At 33.7% G+C, this 26,354-nt stretch carries 18 protein-coding genes; 5 read left to right on the forward strand and 13 right to left on the reverse strand.

Features of this window, described 5'->3' with window-relative positions; genetic code table 11:
• The first annotated feature begins 28 nt into the window (after positions 1 to 28).
• The 4 genes from DK508_RS20235 to DK508_RS20250 all read left to right on the forward strand — a co-directional run bounded on the left by DK508_RS20235 (position 29) and on the right by DK508_RS20250 (position 5,944).
• Positions 29 to 739, forward strand: a complete 711-nt coding sequence (locus DK508_RS20235) for a hypothetical protein (RefSeq protein ID WP_109302588.1) — start codon at positions 29 to 31, stop codon at positions 737 to 739.
• A 79-nt stretch (positions 740 to 818) separates the two neighbouring features.
• Positions 819 to 2,066, forward strand: a complete 1,248-nt coding sequence (locus tag DK508_RS20240; RefSeq protein ID WP_109302589.1) for an OmpA family protein — start codon at positions 819 to 821, stop codon at positions 2,064 to 2,066.
• Between the two features lie 131 nt (positions 2,067 to 2,197).
• The gene (locus tag DK508_RS20245) at positions 2,198 to 2,968 is read left to right on the forward strand and encodes a hypothetical protein (protein ID WP_109302590.1); all 771 of its coding nucleotides are present in this window, start codon (positions 2,198 to 2,200) and stop codon (positions 2,966 to 2,968) included.
• A 213-nt stretch (positions 2,969 to 3,181) separates the two neighbouring features.
• Entirely contained in the window at positions 3,182 to 5,944 is a 2,763-nt protein-coding gene (locus tag DK508_RS20250; RefSeq protein WP_109302591.1) for a CHAT domain-containing protein, read from the forward strand.
• Here DK508_RS20250 and DK508_RS20255 read toward each other — a convergent pair.
• From DK508_RS20255 to DK508_RS20305, 11 genes are all read right to left on the reverse strand, one after another.
• A complete protein-coding gene (locus DK508_RS20255; RefSeq protein ID WP_160114809.1) occupies positions 5,941 to 6,681 on the reverse strand; it encodes a tol-pal system YbgF family protein in 741 nt (246 codons plus the stop codon). The genes DK508_RS20250 and DK508_RS20255 overlap by 4 nt on opposite strands.
• Positions 6,678 to 7,250 (reverse strand): RNA polymerase sigma factor, encoded by a 573-nt coding sequence (locus DK508_RS20260; protein ID WP_109302593.1) that lies wholly within the window; start codon positions 7,248 to 7,250, stop codon positions 6,678 to 6,680. The genes DK508_RS20255 and DK508_RS20260 overlap by 4 nt, the downstream gene beginning before the upstream one ends.
• 130 nt (positions 7,251 to 7,380) lie before the next feature.
• A complete protein-coding gene (locus DK508_RS20265; protein ID WP_160114810.1) occupies positions 7,381 to 8,652 on the reverse strand; it encodes a hypothetical protein in 1,272 nt (423 codons plus the stop codon).
• A gap of 11 nt (positions 8,653 to 8,663) precedes the next feature.
• Positions 8,664 to 10,190, reverse strand: coding sequence for a hypothetical protein (locus DK508_RS20270; RefSeq protein ID WP_160114811.1), 1,527 nt, complete (start codon positions 10,188 to 10,190; stop codon positions 8,664 to 8,666).
• Between the two features lie 14 nt (positions 10,191 to 10,204).
• Positions 10,205 to 12,175, reverse strand: coding sequence for a hypothetical protein (locus DK508_RS20275; RefSeq protein ID WP_160114812.1), 1,971 nt, complete (start codon positions 12,173 to 12,175; stop codon positions 10,205 to 10,207).
• A gap of 14 nt (positions 12,176 to 12,189) precedes the next feature.
• A complete protein-coding gene (locus DK508_RS20280; protein WP_109302597.1) occupies positions 12,190 to 14,112 on the reverse strand; it encodes a hypothetical protein in 1,923 nt (640 codons plus the stop codon).
• Positions 14,113 to 14,142: 30 nt separating this feature from the next.
• Positions 14,143 to 15,885, reverse strand: a complete 1,743-nt coding sequence (locus tag DK508_RS20285) for a hypothetical protein (RefSeq protein WP_109302598.1) — start codon at positions 15,883 to 15,885, stop codon at positions 14,143 to 14,145.
• Between the two features lie 13 nt (positions 15,886 to 15,898).
• A complete protein-coding gene (locus tag DK508_RS20290; protein WP_109302599.1) occupies positions 15,899 to 17,665 on the reverse strand; it encodes a hypothetical protein in 1,767 nt (588 codons plus the stop codon).
• The gene (locus DK508_RS20295) at positions 17,662 to 18,810 is read right to left on the reverse strand and encodes a hypothetical protein (RefSeq protein ID WP_109302600.1); all 1,149 of its coding nucleotides are present in this window, start codon (positions 18,808 to 18,810) and stop codon (positions 17,662 to 17,664) included. The genes DK508_RS20290 and DK508_RS20295 overlap by 4 nt, the downstream gene beginning before the upstream one ends.
• Positions 18,811 to 18,839: 29 nt before the next feature.
• The gene (locus DK508_RS20300; RefSeq protein ID WP_109302601.1) at positions 18,840 to 21,263 is read right to left on the reverse strand and encodes an RICIN domain-containing protein; all 2,424 of its coding nucleotides are present in this window, start codon (positions 21,261 to 21,263) and stop codon (positions 18,840 to 18,842) included.
• A 13-nt stretch (positions 21,264 to 21,276) separates the two neighbouring features.
• Entirely contained in the window at positions 21,277 to 21,852 is a 576-nt protein-coding gene (locus tag DK508_RS20305; protein WP_109302602.1) for a hypothetical protein, read from the reverse strand.
• 259 nt (positions 21,853 to 22,111) lie between these two features.
• Between DK508_RS20305 and DK508_RS21300 the strand changes: the two genes are divergently transcribed.
• A complete protein-coding gene (locus DK508_RS21300) occupies positions 22,112 to 22,273 on the forward strand; it encodes a hypothetical protein (RefSeq protein ID WP_235016447.1) in 162 nt (53 codons plus the stop codon).
• 126 nt (positions 22,274 to 22,399) lie between these two features.
• On the opposite strand, the gene DK508_RS20310 is transcribed toward DK508_RS21300, so the two are convergent.
• Positions 22,400 to 23,149, reverse strand: a complete 750-nt coding sequence (locus DK508_RS20310) for a LytTR family DNA-binding domain-containing protein (protein ID WP_109302603.1) — start codon at positions 23,147 to 23,149, stop codon at positions 22,400 to 22,402.
• 7 nt (positions 23,150 to 23,156) lie between these two features.
• Positions 23,157 to 26,222 carry a two-component regulator propeller domain-containing protein gene (locus tag DK508_RS20315; protein WP_109302604.1) on the reverse strand — a complete coding sequence of 1,022 codons (3,066 nt, stop codon included), beginning with the start codon at positions 26,220 to 26,222 and terminating at the stop codon, positions 23,157 to 23,159.
• Between the last annotated feature and the right edge of the window lie 132 nt (positions 26,223 to 26,354).

The raw sequence follows: 26,354 nt of genomic DNA on the forward strand, positions 1-26,354 counted from the left end.
TTTTCACTTTGCCATATTGGGTTCATGTATGTCAAAAGATAATTATGCCTATTGGTTGCCAAAGAGTATAATTGAAGTAAACACTGCTAATCCAAACCAACAAACAAAAACTTCATTTGGTTATGATGCCTCTTATCGCTTGACCGCTGTAACTAGGAATACAACCTATAATGATGATGTGTTTACTGCATTTATAACGTATAACGAAGATGGGCTTATTTCTAAAATCCAAGAAATTTCAACCAACCCATCAATATCAAATTCAGAGTTCTTATTTGAATACGAAAAGAATAGTGTTACACAAATAAGAATCATCAACACCAGTACGACAAAATACATTAATGTAACCCATAATAAAGAAGAAAATATCTATTCGTATGTAATGAATAAATCTACACAATCATTCAATTTTAATGATGATGGGAACCTTAAAACATTACAAATCGGTGATATACAAATGATCGAAATAGCAATGACGTATCAAGATGGTTTATGTAAAGATGTTAATATCCAACCAGCATTGTTTTTGGTGCAAAATTTACTTCATGCTACAAATTCATTTGGGATGCTATTATACAATACTCAAGAAGTTCATTCGATTAGTTACGAAGGTCATGAAATGGCAATTGAAAATGAATTTGATGAGTACGGAAATATTGTAAAAGTTAGATTTCTAGATCATCCAGATGATCCGTTAGAGCTTAGAATAGCTTATGAAATGAACAATATGAGATTATAAATTCACATAAAACTGTTCAAAATTAAAATAACAAGATGTAATTCGTATCGAATTAAAAAAGTAAGAAAAATTAGAAATTATGAAATTATTGACACTACTATTAGTATGCATTACACTGGGCATATCAAACCCAGCAGAAGCTCAGATATGGAAAAAATTGACAAAATCTGCTGGGAAGACAGCAGAAAAAGCAATTTTAAAAAAAGCCGAAGAAAAGGCGGCTAAAACCATCAAGGGAAACTCGGAGAAAAAAACAAAAAAACAATCTAAAAAAGATAAAAATAACTCTCAAGAACCTATAGAAGAGGTATATGCTGAGGATACTTTTGGATCGGTAGAGATGTATTCTAAATTTGATTTTATACCTGGTGAAGAAATTTTGTTTTATGATAATTTTGAGAGAGATAATGTTGGAGATTTCCCTTCTAGATGGGATGGTAATGGAGGAGGTGAACTGGTCGAGATAAACCATCAAAAATGGTTAAAGTTGTCTTCAAAAACGATATATATGCCCTTGCCTTTAGAACAGTTACCAGAAAATTTCACGATAGAATTTGACGTATATCCCGTTAATTTTAAACAAAGTGGTGGTGGGCCAGCAGTACGGTTTTGGTTTTGGATAGATGATGATAAAAATTATAAAGCAGGTAGAAATTGGGCAGGAACATCATTTACATTTTGGACCGCTATAGATACACGGGTACAAGTGAAAAATAATAGAAACGGAAAAGTAGAAATAAATAATAGAATAGAATATGCTGATCTGGCACAACATTTTTTTCATCCTGCACATGTTTCTGTTGCAGTTAATAAAAGGAGATTTAGGTTATGGGTAAATGAGAAAAAAGTAGTTGATATGCCTAGACTAGCTCCCGAGGCTAATTGGGCAACGTTTAAGTTTAATGTTGATGGATATAACGATCCATTTTTGGTATCAAATTTTAAGGTGGCAGCTGGGGGAGTAGATTTTAGAACGCAATTAATCAACGACGGTAAATTTTTCACAAACGGAATACGTTTTGACTCAGGATCAGCTGTTCTCAAACCAGAGTCTTATGGGATACTAAAAGAAATAGCAACGGTCTTGAAACGAGATAATTTTAAGATTCATATTATCGGACATACCGACTCAGATGGAAGTGAAGAAATTAATCTACAACTATCCGAACAAAGAGCTATGGCAATAAAAAATAGTTTAGTATCTCAATTTAATATTTCAGAAACTTTGTTGAGTACAGAAGGTAAAGGGTCCTTAAAACCTCTTGCAGATAATACAATACCAGAAGGAAAAGCAAAAAATAGAAGGGTAGAATTTGTTAAAATGTAATTAAAGATATTCTAAGCAGATATAGTTTGATCCGTAAATTATTGATTTCAAATTGTTTAGTTCATTAGTAATTACTTATTTTTAAGAAAGGTAAAAAATAAAGTAAACAATCAACCATAAAAATTCACACAATGAAAACCACAAAAAGGCTAGCTTTGATTTTATTTTGCACTGTTTTTTTTGTTGCGCATTCTGTTAATGCACAAATAAATAACAAGGAACTAAAAACCAAAGTGAAAATTAAAAATAATCAGATTATCCCAAAGAAAATAACGAAATGGGATCTAAGATTAAATACAAAGAAATTTAATGGAGAATATGTTTTATTCGAATCTGATTTGTACGTAGCACATCTTAAAAGAAAAAAGGGAAGATTGCAATATCAAAAAAAGAATGCTGCAAAACCTTCAAAAAGTTCGGGTAAAGTTTGGAAAAAGGCTAATCATGAAATGACAGTTGTAAACAATCAAATTAAGACTATAAAAGAAAATCCGAAACAATATGACTATTCCTTAAATAATGGTAGTGATTGTGGTAAACGAATTACACAACAGATATGCGATAATATTAAAAATGCAATGAGGATAGAAACCATAGAAGAGGATGAAATACCTCGAGATTGTCCAGATGATACACGACCTCATTGTTTTCCTATTAATATTAATAGAAATCTAAAGTATTTAGTCTTACCAAAGTCTGTTACCAAATTTAAAGCGGTCTTTTATGATGTAAGAGGAGTAAAAATAGGATCAACTGGTAAGCCGTTATTGATAGATGGTGATAAAAATCATATTGTGTACCCAGTAAATATAAAAAATAGTAAAGGAAATATTTTTGTTAAAGTTTTCAGGTCTGGACCAAAACTTAAAGGTAGTTATCTGGCCGCTATAAAAATGAATTAAAATAAAGACTATTAATAATAGTATTTATGTCAAGTTTTATATAAGTCTAATTAAACTTAATAAATTCAAGATTTAGAGATAGGCGGGATTGTAACATTATAAGCACTATATAAGCAGTAATTGAGGAGTTGAAAAGTAAGAGATTTTAAATAAATATTACAAATAATTGTTTAATAATTAATACATTAACCTCACATAAAATGTGAGGTTTTTATGAAACTAGTTTGGATACTTTTTATTTTATCAATGATTTTTAAAGTCCAAGGTCAAGAAATTGATTCCTTAGATATAATAACTGCTAATAAACTTTATAGTAAAGGAAGGACGTATCGATTTAAGAACTTAGATTCTACATGTTATTACTATAAGCAATCCTATCAGCTTTTTAAGAAACAACAAGATTGGTTAAATGCCATTTTTGTTTTAAAAGGAATTAGTTTTTCAAGTAGCTACCATTATGATTTAAATAGATTTAGGAAAACTTTAAATTCTATTGATTCTGTTTTAGAACAAAGGTCATTGTATTTTGATTCGTTAAATGTCAACACATCATTAAAAAGTCGACATTTTCTCGAAAAAGCAAACTATTATTCAAAAATTAGAAATTACAAAAGAGTAAGAGAACACGGAACTAGTGTTATTGAAATTATCGAATCTATTCCAGATTCTCTGATTACAGCCAAAGATATTAAACTAAAATGTGCTGCTTATGAATATATTGCAGGAGCGTACAAACATGAAGGAGAATACACAAAAGCCGAGGAGATCTATAAAAAAAGTCTAAGAATCATCTCTGAACATTTGGATGAAGATTTTGCACTGCCTACCTATAGATTATTGGGTGATTTGTATAGAAAAAAGAGAGCATATCTTAAATCCAACCAATATCTTAGAAAAAGACTAGACCAAGAGATAAAAAAGGGAACTGCATCCAAAAATAGAATTGTAAAATCTTGTTTTGCTATTGCAGATAATCATATACAATTGAGTAATTCAGATAGTACCCAATACTATCTCACTATTGCTAAGCAACAATTTTTGGATAATGACCCATTAGCATTTCAATATTATCAAAAACTAGGTGAAGCCTATCTCGCTGAAGGTATAGGGCAAAAAGCAATTACCCAATTTGATATGGCCATTGTGCTTTTAACAAGGGATAATTCTAAATTAAAACGTGTGGAAGAAGCTAGGTTGTATGTCTTAAGAGCTCAGGCTTATGACCAAATTGAAAATCATGAGATGGCCCTACAAAATTATCAATTTGCACTGGCAAAATTGTCTATCGAGTTTGATTCAAAATCCCCTATAGAAAACCCTGAACCTAGTACAGTACAAAACAAATTTGAATATCTTAAGGTGCTTATTGAAAAATCCAAAACACTTGTTAAAGCAGATAAACTCAAGGCAGCTTTACAAACCTCTAAAGCGGCAATACACATTATGGATGAGCTGAAACCATCTTTCCATAACGAAGAAGATAAACAGTTTTTAATAGAAAACTTTTATACAGTTTTTGATACAGGTTTAACTTCGGCATATCGATTATATCAACAAACTAAGGATAATACTTATATTGATGATGCTTTTTTCTTATCTGAAAAGAGTAAAAGCGCTATTTTATTAGGAGCTTTGATTAATTCAAGGGCTTATAAATTTTCTGATATACCAGATCATCTTTTAGAACAAGAGCAACAACTAAAAGCTTCAATTAATTACCTTCAAAAAAAGGTAGCAAAAAAGAAGAATAGGAATAAGTGGGAAGATCTCTTATTTGAAGAAAAATCAAAATATAGTGCACTTATTAATGAATTTGAAAATCAATTTCCTAGGTATTATAATTTGAAACATAATAATAATGTTGTTAGTATAAGTGATTTTCAAGACATGATAGAAGATCATACAATGGCTATTTCCTATTTTTACGGAAAAGAAGCGTTATACATACTGTCACTATCAAAAAGAGGTAAGGAGTTAACTTCTATTCCTTTAACCAAAAATGTAAATAAGCAAATACTCGAATTATATTCATTATTAACTAATTCTTCTTCAAAATTGTCAAAATTACAAGCGACTTCTAAGCTAGTTTTTGATCAAATAATACATCCAGTTATTGATAATAAAGGGTATCACGATCTGATAATTATACCAGATGGGATATTAAATTATATCCCTTTTGAAAGCCTATATGATGGGGAGAAGTATGTAATCGAAAATTCAACAATAAGTTATAATAATTCTGCTACCTTATTAGCGCAGTTACGGCATAAGGAAATCAACAATAGTGAAGTTCTTGTTTTTGCACCAAGTTTTTCAGAGAGGTATACGCGTCTTAATCATTCTGAAACAGAAGCTAAACATATATCATCTTATTTTAAAGGAACAACCTATAGTGGAAATCAAGCAACATTGGATAAGTTCACAACTAAAAGTTCTAATTATGGAATTTTACATTTAGCTACTCATGCGATAATAGATGATAAAAAACCTGAAAATTCTCATTTAGTTTTTGCTCCGCAATCTGATGATGAATTATTATACATTAATGATATCTATACTATGGATATTAACGCTTCCTTGGTTTCTTTAAGTGCTTGTGAAACAGGGATAGGAAATTTAAAAAGCGGAGAAGGTATGATTAGTTTATCTAGAGCTTTTTTCTACGCTGGAGCTTCGAGTTTGGCGAATACAAAATGGCAGATTAATGATCGTTCGACAGCGGATATCATGAATAACTTTTATAAAGAATTATCCAAAGGTAAAAGAAAAGATGTGTCTTTGCATTTGGCCAAAATTAATTTTCTGAAGAGAAATTATGATAATGGATATAGACATCCATATTATTGGGCTGGACTTGTTATTACTGGCGATACTGCTGCTATAAAAAGTAATACGCCTATCTGGGTATGGTTGGCAGGATCAATAATGTTAATACTATTGGTAGTTTTATGGAAAAAAAAGAAACGTAAAACTTAATCCATAATTCCTAATAGTACTTTTGCCTCCTTGTTTTTATAACCTCCTTTTTCAATAATAGTTTCTAGTGTGGCCGTCGCTTTTTTGATATCATTGTTTTTAAGATATGCAAGTGCTAAGTACCATCTTGAAGGTGAAGAAAATTCGTTATTTTCCAAAATTGTTTTTTGAAATTGCCCTATTGCATGCACTAGCTGACCATTTTTTAAATAAGATTGTGCCAAATAAAAATCAATATATTCTGGATGTGGTTTTTCTTTAAGGGCTATAAAAAGCTCAATTGCTTTGGTATCATTATCAGTTTCATAAGCTTCAAAGGCTAGTTGTTCGGGAGTTTGCGGTTGAGTACCACTACGAACAATTGGAGATACAGTATTGGGGTATTTCTCATAATTAGAAGCAAATAACTCTTCGGTACCCTGATTAAATACAGTGTTGTACATGTATACTCCTAATGAAATGATAACCGCTAAAGAAGCTGCAATACCAAGAGGTTTCCAGTTTATGACTTTTCTCTTAGTGATGTTTTTCGATTGATCCTCATCCTCAAATCCCTGTATTTTCTTTTTTAAACCAATTCTTTCTTTATGTTTGATAACACGTTGTACACTCTTTTCAAATTCGAATTGAGCTTTAAATTCATCATCATCTTGTAAAAGAGAAGTAAACATAGTCTCTTCTTCAGATGTGAGTTCATCCAAAAAATACCTGTGTAGTAATTCTTCTTTATTCATCATTTTTTTGGGGTATTGGTGAATAATTGTTTTAGTGTTTTTAAACACCTTGATTTCTGGCTTTTTACAACATTTTCAGAATTGTATTTACCAGCAGACATAATTTCCCGAATACTGTATTTTTTATAATAAAACATGACCAGTATGGCTTTGCACTTTTCGCCTAACTGATTAAAATATTTTTCTAATAATACTTCTTCAGGAGTTAATTCTTTGGTCTCGAGTTCAAAAGATTCTAAATGATCATCTTTTTGATTAGCGAGTTCAAGAACCAATTCATTGTTTACGTTTTGTTTATTTTTCCTTAATCTATCTAGAATCTTATATTTTCCGATACTAATTAAATATGTGGACAAAGTGCTAGATAATTTCACCAATTTTCCATCCTGAATATTTTCATATAAAGTGATAAACGAATCCTGGTATATATCTAACAAATCATCTTGGCCTAATCCATATTTTCTAGCAAAGCTTAAAAATAATGATTTGTTTTTTTGGTAAACTTCTTTAAAAGCCTCATCAGAGCCGTTTTTTAAAGATTCAAAGAGAGTAAGTTCTGATTTTTGTACCATACAATGACCTGGGTGAAGGGTAACATTGACCTAAAGGTAAAAAAAACAAATAAAATGCAAACCTGTTTTGCTATTTCATCATACTTTAAAAGTTAAGTTTAGTTCTTTAAAAGAGTTTGATATTATCTTTTTATCTATTTTCTAATAGTCTTTGTTCAGTTCTTTCTATGTTATTATCTATTTGTTCTAAAATGTATTCATGTTGTCTAATAACTCCTACTTTTACCCATTGGGGCTGATTATCTAATGATTGCATTTCTCGTATTGCCCGTTCCATACCGGGTTGTTGAAATTCTGCATATCCCCATGATCTTACCTGATCAATACTTCCGTACTGAAAGTACCTTTCCCAAGCTCTTCTATATCCTGTTAGTTGAGACATAAACTGTATATGAGAAAGCCTTCCCGATTCGCCAGTACCTCTGGGAGGTAATCTCGAAGGCCCCATTCGGGTCACAATTCGTTCCATACGTTGTCGTATTCTTTGTTGTCGATCCTCACTGTGTTCTGATCGTACCTGATCATCGTCAAATGTATGTTCTTCAGTACGAGTACTAAAACGAATAAATAAGACATATCTACGAGAATCTCTAACTATATTCCCGGATAGACAAACTTCTTGCCCTTCTCTAAAACCAATTCTCATAGAACCTCTATGGATGTGTCGTAGATCTGGCCTTCTATCGATAACTGTTCCGGCATGCAAAGAATCACTTCTATAAATCATACCTCTTCGTAGTTCGGTAGAATTACGCACAACAGATTGTCTAAATTCTTCATAATTTCGTTTAAATGGAGCACATACCTCGAAAGACGATGCAGAGGCTTCACTTTCTGGTACTTGATCATACCAACCTGTATTTCCGCTAGCACCTCTCAAAACTCTCAAAAATTGTGCTTGAGTCCTGGCAAGCCCTAAACTATTCATTTGATGGGCTCCCAGATGTACAATACGTTCATAATCATCCCCATGTTCTTGAGTGCCACAAATGAAGAAATGATTTCTTCGGATACAATTTACCCAGGTATTTGATACTGCGTCATTAGTTAAATCATCTGTGTCATCATAAAAAAAGATAGCCACCCGTTCTCTAAAACCTCTTACTGTAGTTATTATATTTTCATGAAACTCCGACTGCTGCCCATTTTCTTGAAAAATTGCCTGTACCAATTGCTGGGCAATCTCCATATTGGGATTAGATCCAAAAATATTTCCAGGACTATTAATGTTAACTGGTCTGGCTTCAGTATTGGTATTTGGGTTTTCTACATAATATACCCGAAGCCTTTGAGAAATTATAGATGAATCGTTACTATCATTCTGTGCCATCCCAATTTGGCAATAGCTTAATATGCAAAATAGAATGAGATGTCGAATCTTGATGTATGTTGAATTTTTCATGTTTTTTGTTTTTAATTTGAAGGTGTATTGGGATTTTGCGAAATCCAACGATTGGCATACCATTCTACGAGACCTTCTTTAAAATGATAATCTCTTGAGTTTCGATAAGAATTTGGTTCACTAGTTACCAAAGGGAATAAAGAATTTGGAACAAAAGGAATTTCCTGAGCAATCCAAATACCTATATTGTCATTACTATTTGTTGAGAAATTACGAGTATGTAGCAATTCATTTACCTTAGCCGTAAGATGATTTCTTCCCCAAGAAGAGAATATGGGATGATGTTTTATAAAGGGTAAATCTTCATAAGATCTTCCGCTTGTATTGGAGCCTTTAAAAACTCTCCAAACTGGGTTGCCTACGGTGTGTGCAGTGGTACGATGTGCCCAGACTTGACGGTTATTTCCGGCAGTGTTTAGGTGGTTCTTGATCTCTTTAGCAATAGAACCATCGCCTGCTGTAGAAAAATCCTGTTCACGAAATCTGATATTTGCAGTGCTTCGGTTTTCCCATACGTCATCAGATATTGAACTTCCGGATAAACAAGCGTATAGAATTATGCTACCATCAGATGTAAGAATTGGATGTACACCATTGGCAAAGGTTTCAGCAGTTTCATAAGCATCGGGTGGTTGATTTCGATTTTTTTGCCTGGCGACAGTTTCATTGACTGCTATGATGTTGTGATTACCGAAATTTACATAGTTTGTTAATCCATGTGTTAATATTGCCAGAGTTTGTATTTTAAGAGAAGGGTTGTTTGTTGTTTCTCGTAGTCGCATTATAATTTCAGTTGACTTATCAATTATTTCTTGAACAGTAAGTACTGGTATTGCGGCATTCTCTCCATTTATGATATTCTGACCATTTAAAGCGATTGCGTTATGTTGCTTAGAAAATTTTTTCGCATATCGTTCAAACTCTGCATGAGAATTTGAGGTAAATGCTGTGTTTGCATTTACATAATTGGTGTAAAATGTTAAGGTAATACCATTTTGCGTTTCTGATAAAGAATTGTTATCTAAATTGAGTAATGAAAGGAGACGGTTTTTGGCTAATTCTACCCCATCATTACTCATTTGATTAGATCCATAATGAACTATACCTGCATATTCATCTCCCGGTTCGATAGTAACACATGACGTAAAATGCCCTGATTCGATACAGTTCGTCCAATTTTCTGAAGCAATTGCTTCGTCAATAGGTCCTTCATCGCTATATAAAAATAAAGCAACAGGTTTTTCATAATTTCTAAGAGTTTCGATTACCGTTTGTTGATATTCCTGATTATCCCTGGGTGAAAAAATTGCCCTTATAAGTAGCTGTGCAGTTTCCATTTGGGGATTCCCTCCAAATAGATTTCCTTCTGTTGTCATTTCGCCGGGATTTAGCAATCTATATTGATCAGAGGATGGATCCTCGACGTAGTAGACCATTAATCGATCTCTTAAAAAATTCGTAGCGTTTGATTCCTGAGCAATTACCTGTGTAGTCAGAAACAACAATAGAAAGATGTTGTAGTATATGTGATTTTTCATGATTTCTCAGGTTTTTAAAATTGCCCTATATCACTTAAGAATATAGTTTCATCTGATGAAGCAGCACGTGTTTGTGTAACAGGTGGTCGTCCCTTAATATGCCATTTCACTTCATAGTCGTATTGTAATTGATCATCTGCTTGGATAATACCTATGCGCTTAGAAAGTTCATCTTTACTAAGATCAATACGTATGCGTTTTGTCTTTTCTTTTTCACCTTGAGGGTAGTATAATTTTACCTCGGCAAAGCGTACTTGATAATCGTCTTTTAAAGTGTCGTCTATTTCGATATAAATATCTTTTTTCTGAAAAGGAGGTGCTAAAGCTATAGAACCAGCTTCTCTCTTGCTCCACGGTGTAGAAACTTCATGGCCTCCAAAAAAACTCCAGGTGGTTTTGTAATCGTATTCCAACCATTTGCCTCTATTCTTGTCACCTTTCCATCCATATGGGTCAAATTTGAAAAGATTACCATTATTAAAATTATTACGATCAATTCTTATTTCGCGTTGTGTAATTTGGCCATTTTCGTGTTTTTTCTTTAACAATACACTTACAAAATTGACAAATTGCCCAAAATCATCAGTATTAAATCCATCTACAAAAGCCACAATTTCACGTTGTTTATAGAGTGGGTCATCTAGATTAACCATATGAAAACAGTCTTTACATTTAATGCGCCCGATACCTTCATCAAAGTTGATCACTTGATTACGAGGCAAGGATTTTTCCATGTTTAGATTAAATGTTCCTGTTTTTTTCACACTTTTAAATCTAAAAGAAGCTGCTATGGCTATTGATGGAGCTTGAGGTTCGTTAGTCTCTCTAGGTTGGTGAGGAGGGACTGTCGAGGGCTCATCTTCGGGACTTGCTCGTCTTACAGCAGTACCTGCACGAGGTTCGATATCATCGCTATCACTATCCGCTGTATCTTCATCATCATCACTCTCAGAACTAGATGTTGTGCTGCTACTTGTATTTGTGGTCCTGTTCGTATTTGATACTGTACTATTTGCAACTCGTGCTCGGTCACGTTCACTATTATAATCCTGTCGTTGCTGATTCAAAAGTGCGGTAGCACGATCCAACATACTTGGTCGGCTACCGCTTCCTGAAGTGAGCTCTGATAAGGAAGGGGTAGTTGAATTTTCTTGTGATTCGAACATTTCTGTTCGAACAATTTCCATCACCATATTACGTATTTCGTCAAAATCTTCATCTTCACCTATTTCTGTGATCGAAATGGTATTGTTTTCCATCATTTCATCCATTGCGGCATCAATTTCTGCAGATAATACAGGTGTGGCTATACCAGCCTGAAAGTTTTTATGCTCATATATTTTTTCCCATTTAAAATTAACCTTGGCCTTGATAGGGGAGTTATACCCTTCAATTTCCATATTGAATTTAAAAACAATATTCGGTGTGTTGGTTTTAAAGGATTCCCAAAGAATTTTGGATCCTTTTTTGGTCAATTGAATCGATACAGAGGCTTTTTGCCCATCCAAAACAGGTGCAGGCCCTAATCCTAAAACTTGCTGCGAAAACTCTTCGTTTTCTGCATTAAAAGCTGAGACCAATGCGACGGTTCCTCCCCGATACATTACAGGACCTTTTATTTTTCCTCTCGGATTGATTCTCCTTAGTTCCTGTTCTGCTTCTTGTTTTTGTTCATCAGATACTTTTAACTCTACCAATGCGGTAACAATACCGCCTCCAGCGCCTTCAGTATCTTTATAATTATCTTCGGTGGTTGTACTTTGGTTTTCTACCCAACGAAGGAACGAAAATTGAGGTTTACCATTATCATCTTTTGCCAATCTTACTTGATCAGAAAGGTAGTAGTATTCATTTTGATTATAAATACTGGGAAATAGTGTTAAATCTCCTGCTTTTACGAGTTCATCTAATACGATCGCCTGGGCATTTGCAAAACTCATCCAGCCGATGCATATTATCAAACAGATATATATATTATTTTTCATCACTATATTTTTTATTATTTGTTAAATAGCTCTTCAAACTTATCCAGTACTTTTTCACCTGCACTTTTTACTAGTTCTTTCCCAGTTTCTTTGGCAATTTTAAAGACTTCAGATTCGGTGTCCAGATCTATTAACTCATCTGGGATATTGGCATAGATATAGTTGTCGTTGATCATAGGCTCCCATGGTAGGATCAGTTTTTTCTCTTTTTTATGATTGATAATCAATCGATATACATAACCATTGGTGTCTTTGTCCAGAAAGATCTTTTTCTCGGTAAGAGGTTCTCCTTTAGATGCTGAAACATGTATGTTGGATTCTACTTCTTGTCCAAAGCGCTTATAGCGAATTTGGGCAGTTATTCTAGAGATATCACTACTCTGTAGCTGATCTATATCTGCTTCTAATTCAATGGTTCTAGTAGTAACTGGGGGTTCTAGCGTAACACCTTCCCATGCACCTCTTTTCCATCTAGGGTTTTTTGGATAAATATTACCACCACGTAAACTCCATTGCGCTTGGTACTCATAGGCAGAAGGATCGGTATCTTCACCACGTGCATAGGTTTTTACGCCAGTAATACCATTTTTGGCAATAAATGCTTTGTCGATAGTTAGGTGATCTTCATAATCATTACCAGAACTTCGTTTTTTACGAACGTTAACGGTTACGTAGTTTACCGCTTCATCAAACATCTCTTTGGCTTCTAGGTCTAATACAAATCGAATATCTCTATGCTGAAAAAAAGGATCGTTAAGATTGATGCTATATACACATTTTGGATTATCCCGAACTTGATTGTACCAACTGGCAAGATTACCAACTATTTGATAAGGTTGTTTTACTGGTAGACGTACCTCTCTTAGGTCAACCACTTGCGTTTTTCTATTAAAAGAAGTTTTTGATAGAGAAGTTCTAAATTTATATCCTGCTCCTCCTTTAATGTTAGGAACAGAAAGAGTGTCTGCTAATGTTGGAGTATTACTCTCATCGGGTTTACCCGCAGTACCTTTTTCGGTAAAAGCATTCAAGAAATATTGAAAAAAAGCTTCTCTAATTACAGTAACTCGTTCATCATTAAGTTTCTCTTCCCACTCGAAACGAATCACTTCTCGCTCTCTTAAATAATCATAGTGACTTCTTATCTCTGCATAGGATCGATATGTTTTATTACATAAAAATCCACATCCTTTATCTCTTTTAGAATATCCAGCAGATATGTTATCATACTCACGTGAGAATTTACTCCAATCAAATACGATCTTACCTTTTACTGCAGGTGTTTGTAGTGTGAAATAGTAATCCAATACGACAGATAAATCAGTTATAGATTTTGCTTTTTCAAATGTAGAAGCCAGTAATTGAGCTCCATATTTATCTAACTGAGAAGCAGCTGCGACCTTACCACTTTCGATCAAAGGTGCTTTACCCGAAGTAACTACCTTAGAGGTTCTTTTATCATTTGATAAGGTTGCCGATAGAATACGAAAAGATTCGGTTTTTTCATCTAATTTCATAGGGACGGCTCCCATTACTTTGGCTCCCTTTATTTTTTTTGCCAGTTTTTCTTCGAGCTCTGTTTTTTGACTAGGAGTCAATCCCCATTCCATTAAAAAATGGATAATACCTCCATTGATTCCTCCTTGATCCGAACGTTCTTCTGTTGTAAATTTTGCAAAAAGAAATTCGGGAGTACCATCTGGTCTCGAACCAATTTTTAATCCAGTCGGTAGATAATAAAACCTATTGGTTTTGAACCCAATTTGTCGAGAACTTTGACCATATAAGATTACAGAAGTTCCGTCTTCAAGTTTAATGTCTATTCTATTTTCGGCATCAAGTGCTTGTGCTCCTATTTGAATAGGTAAACAAAATAAGAGAATCGTAATAACAAACCATATAGGTTTGGGTACTGTATGTTGTTTTGTATTTTTCATTGTAATTATTTTTTAGATGTTTATGAATTATTAATTTGCTGGGTCATCCACAAAAATGATCCCTGAGTTATCAGTTCCATTTTTGGTAACTCGTTTTCCGTTTTCTCCAATCCAAGTCATCTTATATTTGTAGTCTTGATGATTTAGAGGTAGTGTTATTTCAAAACCTGATTGAGATAGGTCATCACCTTGTTTAACAATTTTTTGTGGACGCATAGTTTTTCCAAAAAAAGGATATTCTATTTGCACTGCAACGGCTCTGTATCCTTGACTTTGTATGGTCTCCATATTCCCGGCTAGTTGAATATGAGTTCGCTCGAAAGGAGTGAATAAATTGATCATAGAAGCCGAGGCTGACTCCCAATCTGTTTCGTGATTGGCTCCTCCTTGAAATTGCCATATAGTTTTGTATTCATAATCTAGCCAGAGAAAACGATCTTTATCGCCTTTGGATCCATAAGTGATAGAAAATGGTTGAGCATTATTTTGATTAAATTGTATTTTATTTACTATTAAAGAGCGCATCGTTTCTTCGCCATTCTGATGCTTTTTCCTAACCAATACAGTTACATTATTGACCATTTTATCAAACTCTTTGTATAATGAGCCATCTATACCAACACGTACTTCTCTTAATTGAAAATCTTCATCTTCGATAGAAGTGGTTTTGAATATGCTGTTATCACTTTTATATTTTTTGTATAGATTACCGATATTGAAAGTGATAAAATGATGTCTCTCTACTGGTAGTCTTGAGTTAAAAGAAACAGTACTTTTACCTGATTTTTTAACCTCTTTGTATTTATAAGAGGCCTGAAAACCAAACCCTCCGGTACTCAATCCTGGTTGTTTATTATCTTGAGATTGATTCATTAAACCAGATAACATTTCGGTGATAGCATCTTGGTTTTGTTGAGGAGGTTGCTCTACAGGATCAAAAAGCATTTGAAGCATTTTTTCCATCACTGTATTCATGAGCTGATCCATCTGTTCATCTGCTCCGTTGGTGGTAAGCTTTATGGCCTGATTTTTCATTAGCTCGTCGATTTCTAAACCTGCTTGCGCACCTATAAACATATACCCTCCACCTACGCTCGCTTCATGACGTTTGTTTACCTCTGACCAATCAATTTCTAAAAGAGCATCGTATGCATTACTTAAACCGGAGAAAGTAAGGTCAAATACCAGAGAAATATCTGGTGTGGCCATTTTGAAACTCTCAAATAGAAGTTTAGAATCTTTGGGGGTTAATTCAAAGGACAAAGCAATTTTATTACCTTCTAATACAGGTGCTTTTCCTTTCATCATCACCTTACGTTTTTGTCCTCCTTCTTCAGGGTCTATAATTGAAGATATTAGTGCATAACTTCCTTCCTTAAAAATAACTGGCCCTTTAAGTTTGGCATTATAATCACCAGTGATGTAAGCCAATTCGTCACTTACGATCTCCAATTGCTGTTCTGGAGTCTCATAGAGTACTAGAAAATGTAATACACCTCCACCTTTTGCTTTAAGAATGCTATTACTAGTTTCGCTTGGTTCTGCTTCTGTACTTACATATCTCATAAAAGAAAACTGTGGTTTGTTTTCTTCTATACCTAATCTCGATAGAGATGGCAAATAGTAATATGAGGAAGGGTCTTCTTTTGATGGAAAACACCAAACTCCTTCGACTCTTATACCTTGATCTATTAAAAGTTGGGCAAATACTCCCTTTGAACCCCCTAAAAAAATTATTAGAAAGATCCCAATACTTGTTATTGTTGTTTTCATTTTTCTCTGTTTTTTAGTTACCTAATTTTTTTGGGGGAGTGAGGTATATGTATCCATTTTCCAATTTTTGATGAGGGCTTTTAACTTTATCACCTGTTTTGGTATACCAAATTGTACGGTAAGCAACATCACCATTGTAGTCATAGAATACAGCTGTTTTAGAATTGTTTTCTTCTCCTGAACTTCTAAGAGTAAGTGATTTCACAAATTGAGTTTTACCAAGAAAATCTGCGGCAAAGTCCACAATAACAGAGGCAACATCAGCTTCGGCTAGCACTTGTTTATCTAGGTCAACTTCTACTGCGAGTTTTTGAAAAGGGGGAGATATTACAATTGCCGGACTTTGAGATGTTTTCCATTGAGAATTGGAGCCCACAAACTCTGATTGACCGCGAACACTCCATGAGATTTGATATTCATATTCCTTCCAATTGGCTGATTGTTCGCCCAATCGAGGGAAGGCAATGGATTTAAAAATTTTTCCATTTTTAATATCCTTAGCATTAAAATAAAGTTGACTAGTAAAATCACGTCTGCCGGTGTATTTTTTTCTGAAATTTACAGTAACAAAATTCACTACTTCTTCAAAAGATTCTGCAAAATCAGTATCCAACTGAAAAATGATCTCTCGCTTTTCAAAATCTGCATTATCCATATCGACCACTCTAAAGTATTTAGGATCTTCTTTGAAGCTTTCATATAAACCACCTAGATTACCAGCCGTGTAAAATGGAACTTTTATGGTAGTGGATTCACTTAAGTCAAGTCTAAATCGATGCACCCGAATATCCTTTTTTTCTTTTACTACATGTTGAATATCAGGGATGAACATGCTGGCAGGACCAAAGGCAAATCCAGATAGAATACCTTTCCCTGTTTTATCTTTTTCTTTGGCGGGATCCTCAATATCAGGCCTCTTTGACCATCCTGTTTCTGTATCAAACATGATATTGATAAGCTTGTCGGTAACGATTTGCAATATTTTCTTTAAATCGCTTTTTACACCTAATGTTTTAGTGCGATCCAAAGCTTGGATTTTTATAGTACTATTATTATATAAACTATCTACTACTTTACTAACCTCATCGTGAGTAAATAGTGTTTCAGTTTTTGAGTACGAGCTAAAATGATCGTAAATCATATCCATTTCGGCTTCGACTACTACGTTGTATGCTTCAACAGCCGCTTCGTAGTATCCGTCTACTGCTATAGAAACATCTGAAGCAGCTCCTTTAAAAGTTTCCCATAAAAGAGTTGATCCTTCTTGATTTAATTTTGCTGCAAGAACGGCTTTTGATCCGGGGGTAAAAGGAGCTCTACCACTTGTAATCATATTTTTGGTAAAACTTTCAGTTCCTAATGTATCTGTTAAAATGGAAGATATTACCCTAAAACTCCCTAATGCTGATTCTCCTTCTTTTAGTGTTTCTAATAAAGGAATAGGACCTCTGATTTTGGCATCTTTTATTTTACTTTGTAGTTTTTTTTCAACATTTTTGAGTTTGTCTTCTTCCATTCTAAACTCAAACAAAGCATGAAGTAATCCTCCGTTATCTTTTTCTTCTTTCCCCACATATTTCATGCATAAAAATTCGAAATCTCCTTTGTCATTAATCGCTAAGCGAGGATATTGAGGTATATAATAATAGGTGAGCGAATCATTATAATCTTGTAATAATTGCAACTCGTCTATGGTTATTCTGCCTTTGTCATAATGTACTTGAGCAGTACCATTTATTTGGACAATTAGCCCTAACAGTATGATGATAAATTGTCTCATTTTTCTTCGTTTTTAGTGTTTTCTTCAAAATCTTTTTGAGAACTGACATCGATGATTCCTGTCCAATTCTCTTTTTGTTGCCAACTTCCTTCTATAACCTCTCCTTTTTGAGTAAGTTCAATAACTTTGTATCTTAATGGTTTGTCCAGCCTTACAGCGTATTTGAACCTTAATTCATATGCATATACATCGGGGGAATCTTTATTGAATTCGAGTTCTGAAGTAACTTTTTTATTTCGTACTCCTTCGGCTTGGAATTCTATAAGTTTGGCTACAAGATCTGGTCGTATCTGATTTGTAAAATCATAGCAGTACACATCGATTAATCCATACCTTGGAGATAGCGTGCTTTCAAAACTGATTTCATTTAGAAGTTCTGGCCATTTATTGATATCAACGTCCACAGCATATGCTCCTGTGCTAATAAGAGTTCCGCTAGCTTTTTCTTCTTTAGTTTTTAGTGAATCATTGTTCAGGTTGTGAAATACTTCTGCCAACTCTTTGGGACCATTAAACATATATGAGATACTATCGGTGTATTTGCCATTCCCCCATAAAGCATAAGCAACACTTAAAACACCTTTTTCTTTTTTGATTCCATCCCAAATAATTTGTGTGGTGTGTTTATCAGGTCTGATTGTAAATGTTTTGGTATTCCATATACCTCCTTCAAATTTTTCTTTTGAATCATTTTTTGTGTAGTTCGCGGTAAGAATTTCTTCTTTGTTGGTTTCTAGATCTACATATACAAGATGGGCTTCCATTTTTTTTATGGGCATAGGAAGAAACCTGAGTTTACACGATTGACAAATACGTTCTTTAAGTATACCTTTTACATATTTTAATTGTTTCGAACTTAAAGTTCGAGGTGAAATTGTAAATTGGATCATACTACTTTGTTTCCAGGTTTCAGTTCCTCGAGATCGACTACCTATATGTGTCATTTTTACAAAAGAGAAACTAGGTTCTCCTTCTTCGTTTTCATCTAATTGGATAGTCTTTGGCGCATAGTAAAAGGTATTTTTGTCACTCTCATCACCATAAATAATTACTTCCTGAATCAGATGTCTATCAGACATGTTTGGTTGAGCTGTTAAGTTAATAGACACCCATAATCCAATCCATATGTAGATAAGCGATTTCATAGTTTAATCTTTGAGTTTATTAAATCGTACTAGTTTTCTGTTTCTTCGAGATCTTCAGATATGTTAATTTCTGGCCATTGATTAAAATGTGGTTTTAAATTGCTAGGACTAAGTATGATCTGAAGTTTATCCCCTTGGATCCATTTGTTCATCTCGTACTGTAAACCATCTGGCATAACCATCGTAACACGATATTGAAAACTGGGTTTTTCTGAATCGAAGAGATAAACTGTAGGTGATTTTTGACGTTGGTTGTCGTCAGAAATCTCAATAGGATCAGAAGTTTCTATTGTTTTTCTTTTTCCAGGATCCATTTGTGTTGATTTAAGATCTATCCAAACAAAAGCTGCTCCTGTGCTTTTTAGAAGATTAAGTGACCTGAATGTTATTTTTTGTTTTGTTGCTGCACTCAATCCACCTGTAATATCATTGATGATATCTTGAGAACAAGGCTCGCATTCTAATAAGCTATAGTCAATAAAAGCACGTAACGGTTTTAAACTTTTTGGGATGTTAAATCTCTCTGGCTTGGTGAATTTTAAAATGTCTTTGGGTTGTATTGTTTTATTCCCCAAATCAAAAGAGTAAATAGTCGGTTTGATTCCTTCACTAGTTTTATTTGGAGTTAATACATGAAGATATTTGACTAGAATAGGAAAGGGAATTGGATTCGTAAGCTGGGATAATGATTTCAAGTTTACTTCAAATACTCCATAAGATTGTTTGTCTCTAATACTGATTTTTGCAGGGATGTCATATTTTTCTGCAGCTTCACTATCACCAGCCAGCTTGGATTTAAAATGTAAGATAAATGAGAGTCCATTTTGCAATACTCCACTTTTAAGAGCGTCTATGTTATCATCCGAGGTGGTAAAAGCAATTTCTAAAGGATGGCCAAAGTCGGAGAAACCGATGGTTGATATTTGATCATCACTAATATCGAACCCACCACCACTGAATTCTATTTTTGGGTTTTTTACAGGTAGAGGTTTTAATTTTACTTTAGGGTTTGTCATACTACCATCGATATCTCGAATGATTTTCTTGAGCATGTCCTCTATAAATCGTATTTCTTTTAGTGTAATACCCGATGTAAGTGTAGCTTGCACACGGGTGCTATTGTTTTGCTCTCCATTAGAGTTTTTTCCGTAGTCAACATTTAATTTATGTTTTTTGATGTCTTTATCCCACTCTAAATGATATGAATTGGGAAGATAATAGAACACCCCAGACTTTGGTTCTTTGTCTACAATTAGATTTGCTTGTATACGAGAGTATTGATGGGATCTATTAGGATCAAATCGATCACTTAATTCTGCTTCAAGATTGATAAAAACAGGTAAGGGCTCTTTGTCAAGATCGGGCCCCGCTGGAGCCTTGGCTGGTCCTGCTGGAGATGCGAAAGAGAAATTACCTAGATATTGATACAATGAATTGTTGTTTAGTAATAATTGTGTGTTCATTGTTGAGGCTGTGTTAGGAACTTCTTTTAGCTTCCATTTTTGTGCATTTCCTCTGTTTAGAGGATACATCCATATTGGTGTGCCATCGGCGGATCGTCCTCCTTGTACATCTAGGTAAGTACCTTTTTTGGATTGTATAAAGTAATATCCGTTAGAGGTAGGTACAAATTTCCATTTAGTATTATCATTTCCTTTACCCGCCCATAATAAGGCCAAAGCTTTTGGTTGATTTGATCTGTTTTGCACATGAATGTATTTTCCTGGTCTAAATCTTATATAAAAATATCCGCCTCCTGCATTTTCTAATGTGAATTTTTGAGCATTTCCACCATTATATCTCCATAGATGAAGTGGTGTGCCATTTGCAGTTTTATTTCCTTTTACATCCATATATTTGCCTGCAATCGCAGATTGTATATAGTATGTTTTGCCTGCTAATTTTGTTTGGGTATTTGCTGTAAATACTTGTGATCTGTCTCTAGTGGTACGAACAGTAATGGGTACTTTCTTAAGTTTCCAACGTTGTGCATTACTGCGGTTAAGGGTATATAACCAAATGGGAGTGCCATCTGTGGATTTTCCTCCTTTTACATCAAGATAGGTTCCTTTTTTAGATTGAATATAGAAATAACCATTAGGAGCTGGGACAAAACGCCATTTGGCATTGTCATTCTTTCCTTGCCATATATGAGCTAAAACTCTAGGTTGATTTGACCCGTGTTGTACATGAACATATTTTCCTGATCTGAATCTGATGTAGAAATAACCTCCTCCAGCATTTTCTAGTGTAAATTTTTGAGCATTACCACCATTGTGACGCCACAGATGTAATGGAGTACCATTGGCAATTTGATTACTTTTCACATCCATATTTTTACCCGATATGGCAGATTGTATGTAGTACGTTGCCCCGGCTCGTTGAGCTTTTAAACTTGTTAACGAGAATATTAGTACAAAAAAGAGTATGGTGTATTGAATATTTTTTTTCATGATTTCTGTAATTTTAATTGTGGATAAATGTTCTGCGAGTTTTTTCTAGAGGAGTTAGTCTTAACTCGATAGTTTGTGGGGTTCTTTCTACTATTCGAGGTGGAGTAGAAGTAGAGGAATCTTCAGAAGAGGATGTTTTTGAAGACCAATTTTTGTTCAATTCGAATACATAGGAGATACCTTTAAAACGTAACATTCCGTTTGTAAAAATTAACTCTATAAAACCCGAAGAAGTTTCTTTCGAACTCATTAGCTTAAGACGTGCTTTTATTCTCTCCTTTCCGGAAGACACCTTTTTGGCGAAGGGAATGATTTCTAATTTTGGATTTCCTGATTTACTAAGAGCTAATATTTTAAGGTGTTTTCCTGAATATCCTTTAAAATGAATATCCAATTCTAAGGTGCTTTGAGTTTGAGTGAGTACGACAACTTTTTCTACACTACCTTCCATTCCTTCTAATTGTTTTGGTTTGGTACCTTTACGTTTCTCACTTTCGGATGGAACATATTTGAGTTCTTCAGTTTGAGAAATACCTTGGAAATAGGAACAAAAAATGATCATAATCCATAAAATTTTTCTTGCCTTCATATTAAAAATATTTTGAGTTTACTTTACCAATTGTTATCAATCGGGTTAACTTTTTAATAAACCCGTTTGTCTATTAATGAAGATTCTAGAAAAGGTTAACATGGATATTCTTTATGGACAGAAATATTGGGGATATTTAGGAGATAAAAAATGTGATTGTAAAAATGAAAGACCAAAGAAATAAGAACGTTTGATCAAGGTAAGAGAAAGAGTTGATAGACTATTTCTGTACTACTATAGAATAATAGATGTGCTAATAATGAAAAAAATAGTCAATAATAGATTAAGTATAGAAAAGTTGGTGGTTGCAAGAATTTCTGACTTGAAAAGTATTAGAGGAGGGGCTGATCAAATATCATGGATATATTGTGAAAGTGATTTAACAACAAAAGGCAAAGAAATATTTGATGTAAATAATTGATAATCAATAGAATACGATGTTAATTTTGCATAGATGAATAATTATTGAATAGTAAAAGTTGAAGGTTTGAATTATTTTTTGCGTTTAATCTAAATAGTATTAGATAACTTGCTTTGCCACATTACTTTACCTGTGCAATCGATCTAGAATTTCCATAACCTCATTCTTTTTTCGAACAGAAACAGGTATGTTTTTTCCATTTTTTAGCATAAGATATCCTCCGTCGGTTTTGATAAAAGCACTTATACACTGTAAATTAACTAAGTGACTTTGATGAACTCTTAAAAACTGATAGTTTTTCAGCATATCCGCAAAGTATTTTAAGGTCTTCGTAACGAATATTTTTTGCCCATCTTGCAAATAAAAAATAGTATTGTTACTATCAGATTCGCATCTGATGATATCATCTAAGCTTACAATAATAATTTTATCAAGCGTATGTAGTGATATTTTATCCGGTTTTTGCTCTGGAGCAGATAACGTATCTTTTAAAATATTTAATCGCTCTTTATTGGGTTGAATTTGTTTTTTTGCCTTATCAATTGCTTGCCCAAGTTCCTCACTAGAATACGGTTTCAATACGTAATCTATTGCTGCAAACTTAAAAGCCCGAATGGCATATTCGTCACTAGCGGTAACAAATATGATTTTTGATTTTAATTCAGGAAAAATTTCCAAAACATCAAAACCTGTTCCGTCGCCCAACATGATGTCAAGAAAAAGAATATCAGGTTCAGTATTTCGTAATGATTTTGCCGCTTCAACCACACTTTGAGCAGTGTCAACGATTTTAATTTCGGGATGATTGTCCTTTATGTCACTTTTTAAAAGTTGTAGCGCATCGGGCATATCTTCTACTATAATAGCTGTAAGCATAATCTTTTTAATAGTCGGTTTGTAAAGGTATTTTAAAGGCTATTTCTGTTCCTTCAATAATTTTACTTTTATTGGTAATCTCTTTTATATGCAAAGAATCTTTCCCTGAGATAGATTCTAATCTTTCTCTGGTAACCGTTAAGGCCATAGATTGATGATCTGTGTTTGTTTTGATTTTTTGTGATTCAAAAATCCCCTGCCCATTATCCAAAACGGTACAATGTAAAAATTCTTGAGAAGCATGAAACTGGATTTTTAATTCACCATCTCTAGTGCCTTTAAGAATACCATGTCGTACGGCATTTTCTACAAAGGGTTGTATTAACATTGGAGGAATCAATATTTCTTCGGGATCAAAATCCAAATCTACAGTAATGTCATATGTAAATGGTTTACTAGCCATTAATTGTTCCATTTCTATATAATGTTTTAATGTCTGTATTTCTTGATCCAAAGTGATGTAATCTTTTCTCGAATTGTATAAGGTTTCCCTTAGCAAGGTAGCAAAAGTATTGATAGTAATATTCATTCGTTGCGGATTACTAGTCCCCATTGCTTTTATTCCATTGAGGACGTTAAAAATAAAATGGGGATTCATCTGTAATCGCAATGCTTTTTGTTCTAAAGAAAGTAGGTGATTTTGCATTTGTAAGCGCTCTTGCTCCTCTTTGTTTTTTCGTTTTACTCTTCTTATATAAGACAGGGCATAGCCTCCAAGCACAAGCAATATTGCTGCCAGAACGGCGAGTTGAAACCAGGTTTTTTCATAAATAGGACTATCAATAAAAAAACGAAAAGTAGAGAGATCACTTTCTTCCCATCTATAATTTCGAGATTGAGCAGAAAAGTAATGTGATCCATATGCTAGCCCGGCTAAATTTTGTCTGCTCTCGGAAGACCAAGGACTCCATTCAGAATTATTTAATCTAAAACGATATTGAATATCATTAGGATGGTCAAGATCAACAGTTTTGTAACTAAAAGATAACTCGGTTTGATTAGGATTTAATTTTAATACATGATCACTATTGGTCCAAGTATTTAGGTTAATTGAATCCACACTTTGATAAGTCACTTCCACATCTTCAAAAAACAATCTTGGCTTTACAGTAACTTTAGTAGTTTCGGTAGGTTCATATTTTGTTAAACCGTATATAGCTCCAAACCATAAATTACCCTCTTCATCCTTGGTCGTGGCATTAAGATGAGTTTCGATACCCAAAAAGCCATCGTTTCTTCCAAAGTGAAAAATATCTACAATATCATTAGATTGATTAAGTTCGATTTTATCTACTCCTCTTTCACTACCCGCCCATAGATTACCTTGATCATCGAATATCATTTGATATATATTGTCAGAATAGGGTCTTTTTCTACCTTTTAATTTTTTGAAAGTAATATTGTTTTTGTCGAGCTCTGTCCACCAAATCCCTCTACCCGCAGTTCCTATAAATAATTTGTTTTCATGAAAAAGTAAAGTGCTAATGGCGGTCTTTTGATTAAGAACATTGCCCAAGTGAGTAACTCGATTTTTGCTGATATAACCAATATGACCATTTTGGGTAGCATACCAGATTTTACCCAAAGAATCTTTTTTCATGTGCCTAATTTGCAGGTCTTTGATTCCTTTTTTTCTTTCGAATTTTTGAAGATTGGTTATTTTTTTTCGATCTGGGTCATATTTAAACTTAAAAATTCCGGTCGAATACGAGGCAGCCCATATAGTAGTGTTATCAACAAGTACAGTTCTTATCCAATCGGATGGTAATCCTTTATCACGATCAACAATATGATTTTTGTAAATGGTCTTTGCAATAGTGTCTATTTGTACTATATAATCAGTATTTGTTCCTTGAACTTGATTAGAATCGATAGTTATGCTATCGATTTGCATCATTTCTTTAAAAAGAATGCCTTTTCCATCGGTTCCAGCCCAAATGTTTCCTTGAGTATCACTAGTTATTGTTTTGATCTTGATCTCGGCCAAATGATCATCTTGTTCTATATGATGCACACCAACAGAATCAATCTTAATTAATCCAACTTCAGAATTTGATGCCCATATAGCATCCTTTGCATTATGAACAGCATATACCCTATTGCCTTTTAAACCTGTATCCTGATCGTAATGAATAAAATTGTTCTGAAAATATTTATAGAACCCTCCACCAGATGTTGCAATCCAGATATTGGACTGTTGATCTATGATGCTTTTTCTCATATGAGAAACAGCCAAACCATTTTTTCGATTTATAATTTTCTTTTGCGTGTTTTTTTGTGCATCAATAATGCTAATTCCTTCATTATCTGTGGCAAACCATAGTTCATTATCATTATGAACCGAAATACTAGTAACCCTTACTGGTTTTGATATCCATCGATTACCATAAGATCTTGCATTGGTATTAAGAACTAAAATACCTTCATTAAAGGCTGCAGCAAAAACTTTGTTATTATGAAATATTGCAGCGGTAAAATTATGCGCGCTATGACGTTCTATAATCGTGGCGCTTTTATGTATCTTATTTAATTTCCAAAGCCCTTTGTTGGTAGCTATCCAATAAAGTTTTCCATCAAAAGCAATATCATTTATGATACTGGTATTAATTTTTGTATTCAATGATATTTTTTTTAGCCCCAATTTTTTATCATACCTATATATACCAATATTGGTGGCTAGAAAAGTCTTATTTCCAATTCTACATACTTTATTAATTCTAGGGCCTTCGAGATTAGTGAACCTATTTTTGATTTTAATAGATAACCCTCTTTTAGTACCAATAAATAAGCTGTCGTTGGCAAAACCAAGAGCATGAATGTAATTTGATTGTAAACCATCGCTTTCATTCCAGATATCAAATTCTTCGCCATTAAATCTACAAAGTCCGCCTCCTTGAGTACCTAACCACAGGTACCCCATTTCATCCTGAATAATATCATAAACCTGAGATTGCGGTAAGCCATCTTCTAAGGTATAGGCTCTCAATTGATTATTTTGGGCTTTTATCGAGCAGATAGAACACCAAAAACAAAAAAGTATAGAATAGATATAAATATTTCGGTAATTGGTCATAAATGGTAAATCTGGTTGAGAACAAATATAATCAAAACTGATTTCGACTTTAAATAGTATGTATTAAAAACAAAAACCGACAATACCTAAAAAGGTTTGTCGGTATAATAAACAAAAGTTTCCCCCTTTTTG

The sequence above is a fragment of the Aquimarina sp. AU474 genome (assembly GCF_900312815.1).
In the GTDB taxonomy this organism is placed as follows: Bacteria; Bacteroidota; Bacteroidia; order Flavobacteriales; family Flavobacteriaceae; genus Aquimarina.

Excerpts from the sequence above, each read along its gene's own strand:
- DK508_RS20235 (WP_109302588.1), top strand. The coding sequence starts at position 29 with ATGTCAAAAGATAATTATGCCTATTGGTTGCCAAAGAGTATAATTGAA.
- DK508_RS20240 (WP_109302589.1), top strand. The coding sequence starts at position 819 with ATGAAATTATTGACACTACTATTAGTATGCATTACACTGGGCATATCA.
- DK508_RS20245 (WP_109302590.1), top strand. The coding sequence starts at position 2,198 with ATGAAAACCACAAAAAGGCTAGCTTTGATTTTATTTTGCACTGTTTTT.
- DK508_RS20250 (WP_109302591.1), top strand. The coding sequence starts at position 3,182 with ATGAAACTAGTTTGGATACTTTTTATTTTATCAATGATTTTTAAAGTC.
- DK508_RS20255 (WP_160114809.1), bottom strand. The coding sequence starts at position 6,681 with ATGATGAATAAAGAAGAATTACTACACAGGTATTTTTTGGATGAACTC.
- DK508_RS20260 (WP_109302593.1), bottom strand. The coding sequence starts at position 7,250 with ATGGTACAAAAATCAGAACTTACTCTCTTTGAATCTTTAAAAAACGGC.
- DK508_RS20265 (WP_160114810.1), bottom strand. The coding sequence starts at position 8,652 with ATGAAAAATTCAACATACATCAAGATTCGACATCTCATTCTATTTTGC.
- DK508_RS20270 (WP_160114811.1), bottom strand. The coding sequence starts at position 10,190 with ATGAAAAATCACATATACTACAACATCTTTCTATTGTTGTTTCTGACT.
- DK508_RS20275 (WP_160114812.1), bottom strand. The coding sequence starts at position 12,175 with ATGAAAAATAATATATATATCTGTTTGATAATATGCATCGGCTGGATG.
- DK508_RS20280 (WP_109302597.1), bottom strand. The coding sequence starts at position 14,112 with ATGAAAAATACAAAACAACATACAGTACCCAAACCTATATGGTTTGTT.
- DK508_RS20285 (WP_109302598.1), bottom strand. The coding sequence starts at position 15,885 with ATGAAAACAACAATAACAAGTATTGGGATCTTTCTAATAATTTTTTTA.
- DK508_RS20290 (WP_109302599.1), bottom strand. The coding sequence starts at position 17,665 with ATGAGACAATTTATCATCATACTGTTAGGGCTAATTGTCCAAATAAAT.
- DK508_RS20295 (WP_109302600.1), bottom strand. The coding sequence starts at position 18,810 with ATGAAATCGCTTATCTACATATGGATTGGATTATGGGTGTCTATTAAC.
- DK508_RS20300 (WP_109302601.1), bottom strand. The coding sequence starts at position 21,263 with ATGAAAAAAAATATTCAATACACCATACTCTTTTTTGTACTAATATTC.
- DK508_RS20305 (WP_109302602.1), bottom strand. The coding sequence starts at position 21,852 with ATGAAGGCAAGAAAAATTTTATGGATTATGATCATTTTTTGTTCCTAT.
- DK508_RS21300 (WP_235016447.1), top strand. The coding sequence starts at position 22,112 with ATGAAAAAAATAGTCAATAATAGATTAAGTATAGAAAAGTTGGTGGTT.
- DK508_RS20310 (WP_109302603.1), bottom strand. The coding sequence starts at position 23,149 with ATGCTTACAGCTATTATAGTAGAAGATATGCCCGATGCGCTACAACTT.
- DK508_RS20315 (WP_109302604.1), bottom strand. The coding sequence starts at position 26,222 with ATGACCAATTACCGAAATATTTATATCTATTCTATACTTTTTTGTTTT.